At 43.6% G+C, this 13,450-nt stretch carries 12 protein-coding genes and 1 pseudogene; 5 read left to right on the top strand and 8 right to left on the bottom strand.

The window, feature by feature from the left end; translation table 11 throughout:
- From EO95_RS07960 to EO95_RS07930, 6 genes and pseudogenes are all read right to left on the bottom strand, one after another.
- Positions 1-229 (bottom strand): annotated as a pseudogene (locus EO95_RS07960) (hypothetical protein); the annotation flags it as partial.
- Between the two features lie 273 nt (positions 230-502).
- Positions 503-1,267, bottom strand: coding sequence for an ABC transporter ATP-binding protein (locus EO95_RS07955; protein WP_048133688.1), 765 nt, complete (start codon positions 1,265-1,267; stop codon positions 503-505).
- 282 nt (positions 1,268-1,549) lie between these two features.
- Entirely contained in the window at positions 1,550-2,602 is a 1,053-nt protein-coding gene (locus tag EO95_RS07950; protein WP_048133687.1) for an AI-2E family transporter, read from the bottom strand.
- A gap of 188 nt (positions 2,603-2,790) precedes the next feature.
- Positions 2,791-3,150: a TrmB family transcriptional regulator gene (locus EO95_RS07940; RefSeq protein ID WP_048133685.1), complete on the bottom strand. Its 360-nt coding sequence runs from the start codon at positions 3,148-3,150 to the stop codon at positions 2,791-2,793.
- A gap of 139 nt (positions 3,151-3,289) precedes the next feature.
- The gene (locus EO95_RS07935) at positions 3,290-3,757 is read right to left on the bottom strand and encodes a MarR family winged helix-turn-helix transcriptional regulator (protein ID WP_048133684.1); all 468 of its coding nucleotides are present in this window, start codon (positions 3,755-3,757) and stop codon (positions 3,290-3,292) included.
- A gap of 392 nt (positions 3,758-4,149) precedes the next feature.
- A complete protein-coding gene (locus EO95_RS07930; protein ID WP_048133683.1) occupies positions 4,150-5,655 on the bottom strand; it encodes a nitrous oxide reductase family maturation protein NosD in 1,506 nt (501 codons plus the stop codon).
- A 282-nt stretch (positions 5,656-5,937) separates the two neighbouring features.
- On the opposite strand from EO95_RS07930, the gene EO95_RS07925 reads away from it, so the two are divergent.
- The 5 genes from EO95_RS07925 (at position 5,938) to EO95_RS18460 (ending at position 11,796) form a co-directional block, all read left to right on the top strand.
- A complete protein-coding gene (locus EO95_RS07925) occupies positions 5,938-7,491 on the top strand; it encodes an AAA family ATPase (RefSeq protein WP_394297358.1) in 1,554 nt (517 codons plus the stop codon).
- Between the two features lie 215 nt (positions 7,492-7,706).
- The gene (locus EO95_RS07920) at positions 7,707-9,161 is read left to right on the top strand and encodes a VWA domain-containing protein (protein ID WP_235282913.1); all 1,455 of its coding nucleotides are present in this window, start codon (positions 7,707-7,709) and stop codon (positions 9,159-9,161) included.
- Positions 9,162-9,322: 161 nt separating this feature from the next.
- Positions 9,323-9,943, top strand: coding sequence for a phage baseplate assembly protein V (locus EO95_RS07915; RefSeq protein ID WP_200895021.1), 621 nt, complete (start codon positions 9,323-9,325; stop codon positions 9,941-9,943).
- Positions 9,944-9,969: 26 nt separating this feature from the next.
- On the top strand, positions 9,970-11,307 hold the full coding sequence (locus EO95_RS07910) for a phage tail sheath subtilisin-like domain-containing protein (RefSeq protein WP_048133680.1): 1,338 nt from the start codon (positions 9,970-9,972) through the stop codon (positions 11,305-11,307).
- Positions 11,308-11,667: 360 nt separating this feature from the next.
- Positions 11,668-11,796, top strand: coding sequence for a hypothetical protein (locus EO95_RS18460; protein ID WP_268767893.1), 129 nt, complete (start codon positions 11,668-11,670; stop codon positions 11,794-11,796).
- An 81-nt stretch (positions 11,797-11,877) separates the two neighbouring features.
- Here the strand turns inward: EO95_RS18460 and EO95_RS17870 are convergent, their stop codons facing one another.
- Entirely contained in the window at positions 11,878-12,078 is a 201-nt protein-coding gene (locus EO95_RS17870; protein WP_162197354.1) for a hypothetical protein, read from the bottom strand.
- A 379-nt stretch (positions 12,079-12,457) separates the two neighbouring features.
- Entirely contained in the window at positions 12,458-13,276 is an 819-nt protein-coding gene (locus EO95_RS07905) for a hypothetical protein (RefSeq protein ID WP_048133679.1), read from the bottom strand.
- Positions 13,277-13,450: the final 174 nt, after the last annotated feature.

The following is a 13,450-nucleotide window of genomic DNA, read 5'->3' as shown; positions in this document are numbered from 1 at the left end:
CCATAAGCCCGAAAGCACCTGCCATACCTCCCACAAGCAGGAATAAGTAATGCATCCCAAGGGCTATCTGGGCATCGGTAACGATATCCCTGAATACAGGCAGGACAAGGCTTACAAAAAATGTAAACAGAAAAATAAAGACTGGAAAGAGGGCAAAACCGCTGTGCCCGAAGAGACTTGAGTGCATCCGCCACTCTTCTTTAATCATACTTTTGAAGATGTCAAACATAAAATCCCTGCATCTTGTTGTTTTTTGTACTCACTATTCTTCATGCTTGTTATTTTTCACACTTACTTTTTTATGCTTGATTTTTCCACACCTGTTTTTGCGCACAGAAAAGACTGTCCTCTCACAAATCCTGCTTTCACATATCCAGAGCAATTGCAGATATGCACATGAAAGACCTTAGTATGGGGTGAGTAGTATGGAGTGAGTAGTATGGAGTGAGTAGGACCTCAAAAATGGTGTGAGTAGGACCTCCAAATAGTTTGCAAGGTGCCCTCAGGCCAGTGCCGAAATCCCTTTCGGAGGTTCTTTAAAAATCTCTTTTGAAACGCCTTTCCACCTGCTGACAAGTTCCAGGAAGAAATCTTCAAAGTTTTTGCCTTGAAGCTCAGGGTCGTCAAAGCGGCCTGTATGGATCAGTTTTCCTCTGTAAATAATTCCGATATTTGTGCAGATCTCTTTTGCGATTTCAAGGATGTGCGTGGAAATGAAAATTGTTCCTCCATCCTCTACGTAACCCCGTAAGAAATCCTTGACTTTCCTCTGCATCACAGGATCAAGATTAATAAGTGGCTCATCGATAATGGCAAGTTCAGGTTCATGCAGAAATGCCTGGGCAAACATGAGTTTCTGCCTTGTACCTCTTGAAAGGTCTTTGCATAGTGAGGTTTTCTGGTCCTCAAAATCGAAGAACTCAAACCATTTATCACAGACTTTCTCATAGTGTTCCATTTTTCTTACCTTTGCAACGAAGTGCAGGTACTCTTCCGCAGTCAGGAAACTTGGGGGAGTCTCCTGTTCCGGAATTATGCCTACAAGTTCCCTGACCCGCAGGGGATCTTCGAGCACATTTATCCCGTGTACCTTAAGAGTACCGGAGGTTGGCTTTATCTGCCCTGTAAGCATTTTGATTATAGTTGTTTTTCCGGAGCCGTTTGGGCCCAGGAGACCAAAAAGTTCGCCTTTCTTGATAGAAAGATCCACGCCATCTACTGCTTTTGTCTGTCCGTAAGATTTAGAAAGACCCTTTACCTCAATCATATTTCAGGCTCCTTCAAAGCTGTAATGCTCCAACAGTTAATGCTCCAACAGTTAATGCTCCAACAGTTAATGCTCCAACAGTTAATGCTCCAACAGTTAATGCTCCAACAGTCAAATAACTCTTTTAAGATACTCTTAATATATTTTTAAGCCTTTCGCTGTTCAAGAAAATATATAAAATATCTCTGCATATCTGATTATGTATTCAACAAGCCCTTATTTCATAAGGGCTGTTGATCCCTGGAGTCATAAAAAAGCATTAATCTTCATGATATAAGAGCATTAATCTTTGTTACATATATTTACCAGTTCCCTATAAGACTCTTTAATAATTATTTTGTAGATAATGTATATAGGGATTGCGAGTACCATGCCGAGAGGGCCTAATAGCTTGGAGGCGGCAAGGGTTAGAACCACACTTAAGAGCGGGTTAATATTCACTTTTTCCGAGATCATGAATGGAATGAGGTAAAGGTTGTCAATAAGCTGGGCAATAATAACCGTTATCACTGCAAAGAGAGCTGTCATCGGACTATCAATGTAACCTACAATAACTGGAGGGATTGCCCCTAGAAGAGGGCCGATATAAGGAATGATGTTTAGAAAGCCTGCCAGAATGCCAAGGAAAAGCCACCCTTCAAGGCCTGCCAGATAAAACCCTATACAGCAAATAAGACCTACAATAGCAGACTCAATCATTTTCGCACTGAAGAAATCCTCAAGTTCATGGCCTATACTTTTTAAGGCCCTGATGATCCCGTCTGCATGTTCAGGAGGAGCGTAAGCCTGAATGTAATTTCCTATTTTGTTATGGTGCTTGAAATATACACCAAACATTAGGGGGATTATCAATACTCCGGTAAAAAAATAATAAGATACCTTCGAAACCGTATCTGCAATTCCGGAAAAGATAGTGTTTCCTATTTTTTGAAGGTCCTGGGGTTTAATAACGCCGGAATCCGCAAGCTTTGAAAGTTCGGACTCATGTTCGGTAAAAAGGGCAGAAGCTCCGCTTGCGTAGTCCTGCTGTATGTTACTGAAATCCCCTACCAGGACTCCAAGGCCCTGTAACTGGCTACCCACAAGGAAAAGGACAGCAAGCCCTGCACCGGTGAGAAGGACTAAACCCACCGCTTTTCGATTGCAGTTCGGAAACCTGTCCATGCACCTGTTGAATACCTTTATCACTTTTTCTGCAATCAAGATCAGGATTGCACCTGCAATAAGGACTATGAAAATGTCCTCAAAATAGAAGAGTATCGCAAAAAACAATATGAAAAGTATGGTTGTTAATGCCAGAAACTGCCAGATGTTACGGTTAGTACTGAGGGGCATGCACTTCTACCTTTGAAAATCTTATCTGGGTATTATCAATATAAAGTTTTTGTCCAGATAGTTCCCTATAAGTATAAATAATAGTTCCTTTCAGTCTGTTGAAGTCAAAAATAAGAAATTGATAAATATAAAAAATTGAAACGTATTTCTGCGTTGATTGAGAACCAAAAAATTTTCTCCTTTTTTCTTCAGACCCTGATCCTTTTTTCATAGAACCTTTCTGAAGCAAAGTTATTGCTTCCGGGAGTCAGGGAATTCAGTTCACTGGCGGTTTCACTTAAAGAAAGCATAAAATCTGCTCTCATCCTTAAAATGAGCTCTTCTGGCTGGACGCAGCAAAAAAGGGTTGGTTCGCCTTCAATTATCCTGACGTAGCCTTTTTTCTCCATCCCTCTGAGGGTTCCATAGATTTTAGGCCTCGGGACTCCCGCATTTTCGGCAATATCACTCGCTTTTGCCTGCTTCAGGCAGACAAGGGATGCATAAACCTTGGCTTCGTTGCCGGTAAAACCCAGTTTCTGAAGGTTCTCAATAAGCTTAAGAGGCATTCAGGTTTCCTCCATCTTTCACGCGCTGAGATATGATCTATCTTAAGTTTTCATTATCTAACGGTTCTATTTCCTCGTTCAGTCCCTCAAGAATTTCATATAACTTAAATTCTCCATAACCAAATTGCACCCACCTTATTCAGGCAGTCCTATTTGCATCTATTTTCCGCAGGAGTTTTACCATAGTTTCAAGGCTGTGCAAATAATCCTCAACGTCCTTATCGTCAACAAACTGAAGGATTTCATCAGCCATTTCGCTGGTAATCTGTTTTAAGCAATTATAATAATCAAGCCCCTTTTCAGTAAGGGAAACAAGCACCTTTCTCCTGTCATCAGGATCGGTTTTCCTGTACACAATCCCTTTCTTTTCCAGGTCATCAACCATCCTCGTCAGGCTGCTCTTCTCCATCCCTGTGTATTTTCCAAGCGTAGAAGGCATAATTTCTCCTTCTATTCCTATGATTTTAATCACCATTGGCTGGTTCTTGCTCAGTTCCCTGAACTTACCTGCAATTTTTTTCTGAAAAGTCTGCTCAAAAACCAGGTTATCAAGAGCCTCTCTTTCCATTGACAGGAGAATGATCTTACTCAATCTAGTCTCGTCCATTTTTTTATCGTCCCTTTTTACCGGAATCTGCCGGATCCTGACCCGAAAAACTGGCCTATGATTTTTAGAATTGTAATGAATTATCATGAAATATGTTGAATTTTCAATTATACAAAATCTTATAATTGATATATCAATAGTTGATAATTCAACTAATACCTTGTACTATATAAACATTCCGACACTTTTTCGAACTGCAGGCAATAAACTCAGACATGACTTAATTTTGGGATTTTTACAAAACCGAACATACCTGAATTGTTTTATCAATCAATGGAAATAAAAAGAAAGAAGAAAAAGGGACAGAGTTAATTAAAAATTCAATATGCCTTTAGATACAAAAAAAATTATTAATTGTCTTCAGGTCTTATTGTCATTTTCAGGTCATGTTTTCATTTGTTTCCCTTTCTGCCCGAAATCAAGAAAGCAATCAGAATAACTCCGACGGGATAAGCAGAACCCAAAGGTGATTTTTCCGTGGCTTCCTTTTCCACACTGCTTCCCTTTGCTTTGCTCTCATTTTCAGCAATTTCGGGAATAATCACTTTTTTCTGAATAAGTGAATCGGCGATCGGGCTGTAAACAAGTGCAAGCTCATCGGACTCAGAATCACCGATCTGATAAGGAGAATCACAGATCCCGTCTCCGTCGGCATCCTCCCCAGTCTGGGAAAAACCATCTCCTTCAGGTGAGGCCCAGCAATTTCCTCCCATATATGAACCTCCTGCTATGTTCTTACCTGCGGTTTTTGTGGTGTTCCATATATTGGTTTTATCCTCTGCTGCGTTCTCTGCGTTATTGAAGTAATTGTTGTAGATGAAGTTGTCAAAACTCTCTGTGAGCAGGATCCCGCTATTGGTGTTATTGGTCACCACATTGCCGCTCAGCACATTTTCTTTACAGTTATCCACATAAAAACCAAGAGAATTTGAACAAACAATATTTTCCTGTATTTCATTGTAATCACTGTGCCCGGTCAGGTAAATTCCTTTGCTGTTGTTCAACACAATGTTACTGGTAACCGTATTATATCGGACAGAATAAGCTATGAAGATCCCGTCCTTATTTTCGGAAAAACGGTTCTCTTCAATGATATTGCGCTCCGCACTACCTCCAAGCTGCAGGCCGCACACTTTATTTGAATTCACCGAATTGCCAGCTACCCGGTTGTCGCCGGAGAATACGATAAAGATTCCCCTTTCACTATCAGAAACCGAATTATTGGATATACTGTTTCCCCTGGAGTTATCCAATTTAATTCCTGCCTTTGGGTTTGAGGAAATATTATTGTTGTTTATATCGGTACAGCTGGAAGAGATCACCATAACTCCGTTTTCCCTGTTTGAGTATACGGTATTTCCGGTAAGAATATTATTATTGCAGGCGTTTTCCAGGTCTACCCCATAGTAATTGTCTGAAATCATGTTCCTATCAAGTATATTTTCTCCGCTGGAAACGCAAAGAAGAATTCCGTATTTGTTATCGTAAGCAACGTTTCTGCTTAACAAATTCTCCCGCGACTTTTTAAGGTAAATCCCGTAGTAGTTGCCCGACAGAATATTTCCCTGGATTGTACTTTCCTGAACGTTATCCAGGTAAATCCCGGCTAATAGATCGTCTTCATATTTCGCACCCTGAAGGGTAAAGCCATTAACGTTGACGTTATCAGCGCGTATATGAAAAACATGGTCCCTTCTGTCAGCAGCCTCAACAACCGTTTCTTCCGGAGCCCCTGCCCCCGAAATAATACTCAAAGGTTTACCGATATGTACGTTTTCAACGTATTTCCCGGGCATAACAAGAATCGTATCCCCTTCTTTTGCGGAGTCCACTGCTTCCTGTATTGAAGTGAAATCTGCTCCTCCATCAGCGTCTACTGTGATCGACTCATTAGACAAAAAACAACCAGACGGAGAGAATTTTTCTTATCATTGTCTGAAAAACATCTCTGCTTCGTAGAGCAGTTGTATCACTATTTTAAAATTAGACCCCTTGAGCGAAACGAAGTGAAGCCAAAAGGATGGCGGGCTCCCGAATCGCAATTTGGGCGGAAAAAACAGAATTGCAAGATTTAAAATATGATCAGACTAAAGACTTAGAAAACAGACTGAAAACAGCCCTCGAAAACTCTTTTATCCCGGAACTATCTCATAACTATTACAAAACCGGGAGGCTTGAACCTGAAAGAAACTTTTCTCGAGATAAAATCCGAATTTACAGACTATTTTAAAGAACGCGAAGCTGAGATCAACGGCTCTCTCCTTGCTGTCCTTTCAGGCGAAAACCTGCTCTTTCTGGGACCTCCCGGTACAGCCAAGACCCAGCTTGCCAGGAGCATCTGCCAGATAATTGAAGGCGGAAACTTCTATAATTACCTTTTAACAAGCTTTTCAACTCCTGAAGAGCTCTTCGGGCCGCTTTCCTTAAAAGCCCTTGAAGAAGACGAGTTCAGGAGAAATATCGACGGCTGCCTCCCGACAGCCCATATTGCTTTACTGGATGAAATATTCAAGGCAAGCAGCGCTATCCTCAACAGCCTCCTGACAATTCTGAACGAAAGAAAATACCATAACGGAAGAGAAATTGTGGATGTACCGCTCCTCTCGGTTTTCGGGGCTTCAAACGAACTTCCGGAAGAGGATGAAAGCCTGGAAGCTCTTTATGACCGTTTCCTGTTCAGGTACAGGCTCTCATATATCCAGGACGATGAAAACTTCAAAAGCCTCCTTTTCAGGGAACCTGAAGATTTCAGACCCACTGCAAGCCTTCCGGTTTCAGAAATCGAGAAGCTCCGCAAAAGTGCAAACTTCCTGCCTGTTGACCCTGATGTTGAAGTAATAATCACAGAACTCAGGAGGAATCTCCGGCTGCAGGAAATTGAAATTTCGGACCGGCGCTGGAAAAGAATTGTCCAGGTCCTGAAAGTTGCAGCCTGCAGTAGCGGGTGTCCGGCTGTTGACAGGACAATGGCACTTTTGCTCCAGCACATGCTCTGGAACCTGCCTGAAGAGCGAGAAACCATCAGGAAAACGGTCTTTAAACTCGTTGTTTCCGGCGGGACAAATACGGAAAAACTTCGCCTGGATGCTGAGGACCTGAAAACAGCCCTTAATATTGCCCTGAAAAACGAACTTTCTGTTGGAGTTATCTGCGACAGCTGCGGGGAAGAATTTCAGCTAAGGGAGAACCTGGAGGTCCACCATACAGCCTGCCCGAACCACAGCTATACTCTAAGGCAGGAAGGAAATTCGAGGATCTATCCTTATGATAACCTGGTAAGGGAAATTGATTCTCTCCATGAGAGTGCGGGAAAGAAAAACACCCTGTCTCAAAGCCAGAGAGAGGTTTTTGAAAAGGAATTCGAAACCCTGGCTGGCAGAGTAAACAGAGTAAAACAACGGCTTGAAGAAGAAAAGGAGCTGCTCAGAAACCTGATGGATGCAAATATCTGGCTTTCAATGTCGGACAGAAACGAAGCCCTGCTCCTGCATGACACCGGAAGTGCACAGCTATCCGGAACTGAAGTCCTGATAAGCGAAATCGCAGAGCTGCTGGGTTTGCAGAATAAAGAATTCAGGTCCGGAGAATTCAGGTCCGGAGAGTTCAGGTCTGCAAAATCAGGATATTCCGACCCCCATGCCGCAAAATTGGAAGCAAAAGTCCAGGTCCCTGATTCAGGCAGCAATGCCAGCGGTTTTATGAAAGGGCTCGGGTCCAGATTCAAGCTCAGATGAGCAAATGAGGTGTTGATACGGAAGATTCAGCCGGTTTTCGGAGTAATCTGGACAAAGCCTCTCCCGAATCTTACTCGTTTTTTTCCAGAAACCGGCTCTGGCACGAGGCTCTTTCTGTCCGGAAACAGACAGCTTCCCTGCTTGAAGGAGAGCTGAGAAGCACTGTTGCTTACCCCCGCACGATTCCCCGTCCTCTGCGCGAGAAAATCGCCGAAGTGATCGCCCTTGAAATCCTCTTCGAGCAGCCGTATGAGATAAAAGATGTTGAAAGGTTCATAGGGCTTTTCGGGGCATTTTACCCTATTTTTCTTACCCTGAGAAACTCAAAGCCGTGGCCCGGGCTTCAAAAGATTTCAAAACGGAGCAGAGGAGCAGGAATTGCCTGCCTGAAGCTTCTTCTTCCTCTAATCTACGACCTCATGGAACGCTTTTCAGCAGCCCGGGACGGAGGTTCGAAAACAGGATTATTTAAGGGGCTTGATGCCGAAACAGAAGCTATTCTCAGGGAGTTTGAAAATATCCTTAAACAAACCCTCCTTCTCTGGGAAAGCAGGAATTCAGAGGATTTGTCAGTCCGGAATTCTCAGCTCCCTTCCCCGGTTTCCGGAAAATCCGACATTTATGAAGCTGTCCTCAGTTTCATGCAGAAAGACTGCTGCCAGAGTTTTCTTGACGGGATGCTGGAAGGGCTGTACTGCAGGATGCAGGAATTCATCTCTGAAATGGAAGAAAACCTGGACCTTTTCGATACCCTTGCCCTTCTCTTCCCTGGCAGGAACTGGAGTTATTCCGTAAAAGAGCTTAAAAAAGAGCCGTTTTATGTCCAGCTTAAGATGCTGAAAAATTATTCGGCTTTTTTTGAAAAAAACCCTGACCTCAGAAGAATCGTGAATTTTATAGGCAGGCGGGAATTTGACCCCCCCGCTGACCGCATACGCTACTCTCCTTTTGGAAAAAACAGGATCCAGACTGTTCGCTTTTCAGACTCGATAAACAATCTCCTGCCAATGGAAGCCGCAAAGCTCCTTAACCCGGCTCTGAAGCGGAAATTCTATGCTGATATGCTTGAAGGAAAACTCCTGAGCTACCAGCTGCTTGGCAAACACTATACAGGTCCTCCCCACATAAAGCCCAGAGGGCCTATGATTGTGCTCGTCGATACCTCCGGTTCCATGCACGGGACCCCACAGACCCTTGCCAAGTCTGCAGTGCTTGCCATGGCAAAGCTGATGCTCTCTCAGCAGCGGGATATGAAGGTTATTCTTTTTGCGTCCACTAGCCAGCACCTGGAAATCGAGCTCAGCAGCAAGAAAAGGATGTCCGAGAAATTCCTGAACTTTCTGCTGTACACATTTGGCGGCGGGACGGATTTCAATACCGCGCTTGCTTCAGGCCTTAAATCCCTTAAGGAAAAGGACTTTCAGGGTGCAGACCTGCTTTTTATCACCGATGGAAGATCCGAAATCTCTGACGAGCTGGTTCTGGCTCGCTGGGAAGAGGCAAAGAAGAAGTATAACGCAAAGGTCTACACACTGATTATTGGAGGCGGCGGGGCAGGAGGGCTTTCGGAAATCTCGGATTACACATATATTGTGGAGATGGAACAGGATTCGGAGGGTACGGGCGGCAGAGTGAAACTGATTAAATGTGAGAATCGGGAAGCTGAGTAAAAAATGTAGTGCAGATTAAAATTGAAGAGTAGATTGAAATTGAAGAGTAGATTAAAATCGACAAAATCATGGGGCTGGATAACTATACAGGACTGAAGAGGTAAAATCAAACAGTATACACTTTGAAAACGTTGTTAAACTTAGAAATACAAGAAGTAGTTATGATTGCTTTTATTGTTTCGAAGGTATTTCCTGCAGCAGCCGGAAAAAAAGCACAAAAACCTTTTTCATCGGACGTGCCTGAACTGAAGGACGGCGTTGCAGCAGGAAATCCTGCAGTTACAACCAGTACAACGTCCCCTGCATCCGGAAGTTATTTCGGGAAATACCGGGGTAAAGTTGTGGAAAATACTGATCCGCAGGGGATGGGCAGACTCAAGGTTTTAGTTCCTGCACTGGCAGGAGTAGAGACTGGCTGGGCAATGCCCTCTGTGCCTTATGCAGGAATAGATGTCGGGCTATTTGCCCTTCCGCCCACAGGTTCAAACGTCTGGGTTGAGTTTGAGGAAGGAAATCCTTACCATCCTATCTGGAGCGGCTGTTTCTGGGAAAAAGGTGAAATTCCGGAACTCCAGCCTGAGAAGAAGGTCTTCAAGACATCCAGGGCTGCAATTACGCTGAATGATACTCCGGAAAAAGGGGAAATTGTTCTGGAAACTTCGGATGGTGTAAGAATAGTGATCGGTTCCGACGGAATAGAACTCAGCAACGGGCAGGGCGGAAGCATCTCGCTGGACGGAAAGAATGTTTCCGTTAACGGCAGGGTGCTTAATTTAGTTTGATTTCGGTTTTTAACAGGAGATATATAATGCCATTTGCGATCAAGCAGCCAGGGGTATATGTTGAAGAGGTTCCCGAGTGTGCCCGTCCGATAAAGGGAATAAGCACCTCAATTACTGCTTTTGTGGGAAGAGCCCTGAAAGGACCGGTAGATGAGCCTGTTCCGGTGCATAACTCCGGAGAATTTGACCTGATTTTCGGGGGACTCTGGGAAAAGAGCACCATGAGTTTTGCCGTACATCAGTATTTCCTCAATGGCGGCGGAGACGCTGTTATAGTGCGTGTTAAGGGAACTTCGCCTGAGAAGACTTCTATCCTTTACCCGGAAAGGACCTCCAAACTTCACTCGGGCAGGACCTCCAAAACTGGCTCCGGATCTGAGATTCCAGGGAGCAGCGGCTCTGACAATAGTAGCTACAGTAACAGTGACTGCGATATTCGTGACGAAGACCTCGTGCCAGCCAGCCCGGAAACCGGGAAAGGGATCTATGCGCTTGAAAAAGCCGATCTTTTTAATCTTCTTTGTTTACCTCCTCTGGATTTCGGCAGAGACCTGGCTCCGGACACACTTGCGAAGGCAGCCAGTTATTGTGAAAAACGCAGGGCTCTGCTGTTGATAGATCCTCCTGCGGAAGCCAGAGATCCCGGATCAATAACGGCTTTTTTACGGGACAAACTGCAGATGTCAATGCAGGTCTCAGCCCAGGCGTCCGGTAAAAAGAATGCAGCCCTTTTTTTCCCGCGCATAAAAATGGTAAATCCCTTAAAAAATAACCCGGTCGAAGAATTCGCACCCGCCGGTGCCGCTGCGGGAATTTTTGCCCGTACTGATAAAGAACGGGGTGTCTGGAAGGCTCCTGCAGGCACGGATGCGGTCCTCATGGGGATCCGTGGATTAAGCTGCACCCTTACAGATGCTGAAAATGGAGAGCTTAACAGGTATGGGATAAATTGCCTGCGGACATTTCCTGCCAGAGGTAGTGTGATCTGGGGAGCCCGCACCCTTGATGGAGCAGATACCAATGCCAGCGAGTGGAAATATATTCCGGTCCGCCGCCTCGCATTATACCTTGAAGAGAGTCTCTTAAGGGGCACAAAGTGGGCTGCCTTAGAACCAAACTCTGAGCCTCTGTGGGCACAACTGCGCCTGAACATCGCGGAATTCATGCACAACCTGTTCACACAGGGTGCGTTTGCCGGAGAAACTCCCCGGGAAGCCTATTTCGTAAAATGCGATAGGGAAACAACCACTCAAAATGATCTCAATCAGGGATTTGTCAACATTCTTGTAGGTTTTGCACCGGTGAAACCCTCAGAATTCATAATTCTCAGGATTCGGCAGCAAACTAGAAAAGATCCGGAATGAAAATGAACCGAGAAGAGTAAATGTGAGTTGAGAAAGCTTTTCCTTCCTCAAAAAGCAGCTCACATGAAGGGGTTGGGCAAATACAGGAACATGCCGATTGCGATCAATAAAACGATAACAATGGATATAATTGCATAGATAAGTTGTTTTGCGTTCATTTTACTGCTCCAATTTAGATTTAAGAGCTGTTAACTATAAAAACCGTTTCATTCAATCTCAGAACATTTTGTATGTGATTATTTAGATAAAAATAAAAAACTATCAATTTATGGCCTTCTTATCAATTAAAATATCCTGTTTAAAACGCCCTTTATCAGTTTAGAGCATTTCTCAGCAAACAATCTCTTCAAGGTGAAACCAATGGGAAACCAGAAACTTATCCGGGACCCGCAGAAAATCGAAGAAATCCTTTCAACTGCAAAATTCCTCCGCCTCTCAATTGTTAAAGCCTTCAATGAGGAGTTTAATGTAAAGTCCTGTAAAGGCTAAAATTTAACAGTAAACCTTTTGTTGCCTTATTTGAGGTAATTATCTGGATTTTTCAATTTCTCATAAATAGCCGGTCCCTGATTATTGGCATACCTCTTCGGGGATCTGGATAGAGAATCTCTCAGTTTTCTCTCCCTGCACCGCACTGGGTCTGGGCCTGCCGTCAGCCAGATCAAAAGCGACCAACAAACGACACTCATTAGAGAGGGACAATAAGCTGAAAAAATGTCCACGGGCTGAGAGAACACTTTCCTTAAACCCGAAAACCGATTTCTGATTCATAGGTAAATATAAGCGCCTCCGCCAGTTTGCCTGGCGGCCCTGCAAAAAAAACGAAGTCGAAGAAAGAAAGACAGAAAACTGAGACTAAAAAAGAGACTTGAAAATAAGTGTTTTTCAGAGAGTTTTAATTCCATTCGCATCCTGACAGGATATTTGGCTTTTTCACTTTTTGGTTTTGCTTATTCACTTTCTTGCTGTGCTTCTTTCTTTTCTTTTTCCTTTGAAAGCCGCTCTCCTGCGTCGAGCGTGACAAGAACGACCCAAGATAGCGAATAAGGTTGTATGGGTCAATGAAATCACATTTTCTGGTACATTCAGACTATAATTTTACATTTAGCCAGAATTTTACGCCTGACTATACGAGGGAAATTGCTGCACATCAGATGATTCTGGACACAAGAGTATAAGCAAAAGCACTTATAACCAGCCTGATCGAAGAAAACACAACCGAAACCATTGAAAATGCCACCAGGTAAATATTGAGAGCCAGAATACCCGTGAAACAACCGGATAAATCAATATTTAGGAGCAGGGCAATCACATTTACCAGCAAAATGAAAGAAAATATTGTGACCAGACCTCTTCCTGCTCCTTTAAGGTCTTCTTTGCTCAGGGCTATATGGGAAGAGATTGCGATTGCAAGGGCAAAATAGATCCAGAAACTGGCTGAGGTTAAGTTTTCTGTCGAAAAAATGCTTTTAAAAAGCTGGGCTGTCAGCACGAAAATACTTTCTAACGTCCGGGAGTCAAATTGGCCGGAGCCAAGGGTCAGATAGTTTGCAAAAGTGGCGAAAGAATCAGGCAGGAAAAGGTACATCCCGAGGATCAGGGTAAAGGTTCCGCTGAATATGGGGCCCATGCCTATGAAAAAGTTTCCTATGTTCTGGTAGAGGCTTTTCTGGTTCCAGCTGTGATTGACGTATCCAAGAATTCCGTCCCGGGGTCTCAGGTTAAAGAGCTTGAATTTATTTACCTTATGCTTGAAAAGATAGCACATCAGCAGGTGGCCAAGTTCGTGGATTGGGGTACCTATCCAGGCTGTAATCATAATTCCTTTCAGGCCAAAAACACTCTGGATATAGAAGTTGGCTCTATTCTCAATAAACCCCAGGATGAAGCCGATAAGGATCAGAGAGCCTGTGACGCAGAGGGTTTCGAACAGGCTCAATTGCAAAATAGTGAGAAGTATATTTTCCATTTTTACCTCTAAAACACAAAATTCAGGCCTTCAAGCTTTCTCAAAACAATCTCAAATTCTACAATTGGGTAATATTCCAGTTCAATTTTTATTTCATGAAATCCACTATTTTTTTCCTTGTTGTGTACAGTACACATCCTGTCTCTTATACACATCTGACGCTGCCGACGAATA

This window comes from Methanosarcina sp. 1.H.T.1A.1 (assembly GCF_000979295.1).
Taxonomy (GTDB): Archaea; Halobacteriota; Methanosarcinia; order Methanosarcinales; family Methanosarcinaceae; genus Methanosarcina.
Note: the sequence above shows the minus strand (reverse complement) of the source record. Positions and strands in the feature narration are given on the sequence as shown.

What these genes read in the sequence shown, in the direction of transcription:
- EO95_RS07915 (WP_200895021.1), top strand. Translation starts at nt 9,323, where the DNA reads ATGATTGCTTTTATTGTTTCGAAGGTATTTCCTGCAGCAGCCGGAAAA.
- EO95_RS07950 (WP_048133687.1), bottom strand. Translation starts at nt 2,602, where the DNA reads ATGCCCCTCAGTACTAACCGTAACATCTGGCAGTTTCTGGCATTAACA.
- EO95_RS07955 (WP_048133688.1), bottom strand. Translation starts at nt 1,267, where the DNA reads ATGATTGAGGTAAAGGGTCTTTCTAAATCTTACGGACAGACAAAAGCA.
- EO95_RS17870 (WP_162197354.1), bottom strand. Translation starts at nt 12,078, where the DNA reads ATGAATCAGAAATCGGTTTTCGGGTTTAAGGAAAGTGTTCTCTCAGCC.
- EO95_RS07940 (WP_048133685.1), bottom strand. Translation starts at nt 3,150, where the DNA reads ATGCCTCTTAAGCTTATTGAGAACCTTCAGAAACTGGGTTTTACCGGC.
- EO95_RS07905 (WP_048133679.1), bottom strand. Translation starts at nt 13,276, where the DNA reads ATGGAAAATATACTTCTCACTATTTTGCAATTGAGCCTGTTCGAAACC.
- EO95_RS07910 (WP_048133680.1), top strand. Translation starts at nt 9,970, where the DNA reads ATGCCATTTGCGATCAAGCAGCCAGGGGTATATGTTGAAGAGGTTCCC.
- EO95_RS18460 (WP_268767893.1), top strand. Translation starts at nt 11,668, where the DNA reads ATGGGAAACCAGAAACTTATCCGGGACCCGCAGAAAATCGAAGAAATC.
- EO95_RS07935 (WP_048133684.1), bottom strand. Translation starts at nt 3,757, where the DNA reads ATGGACGAGACTAGATTGAGTAAGATCATTCTCCTGTCAATGGAAAGA.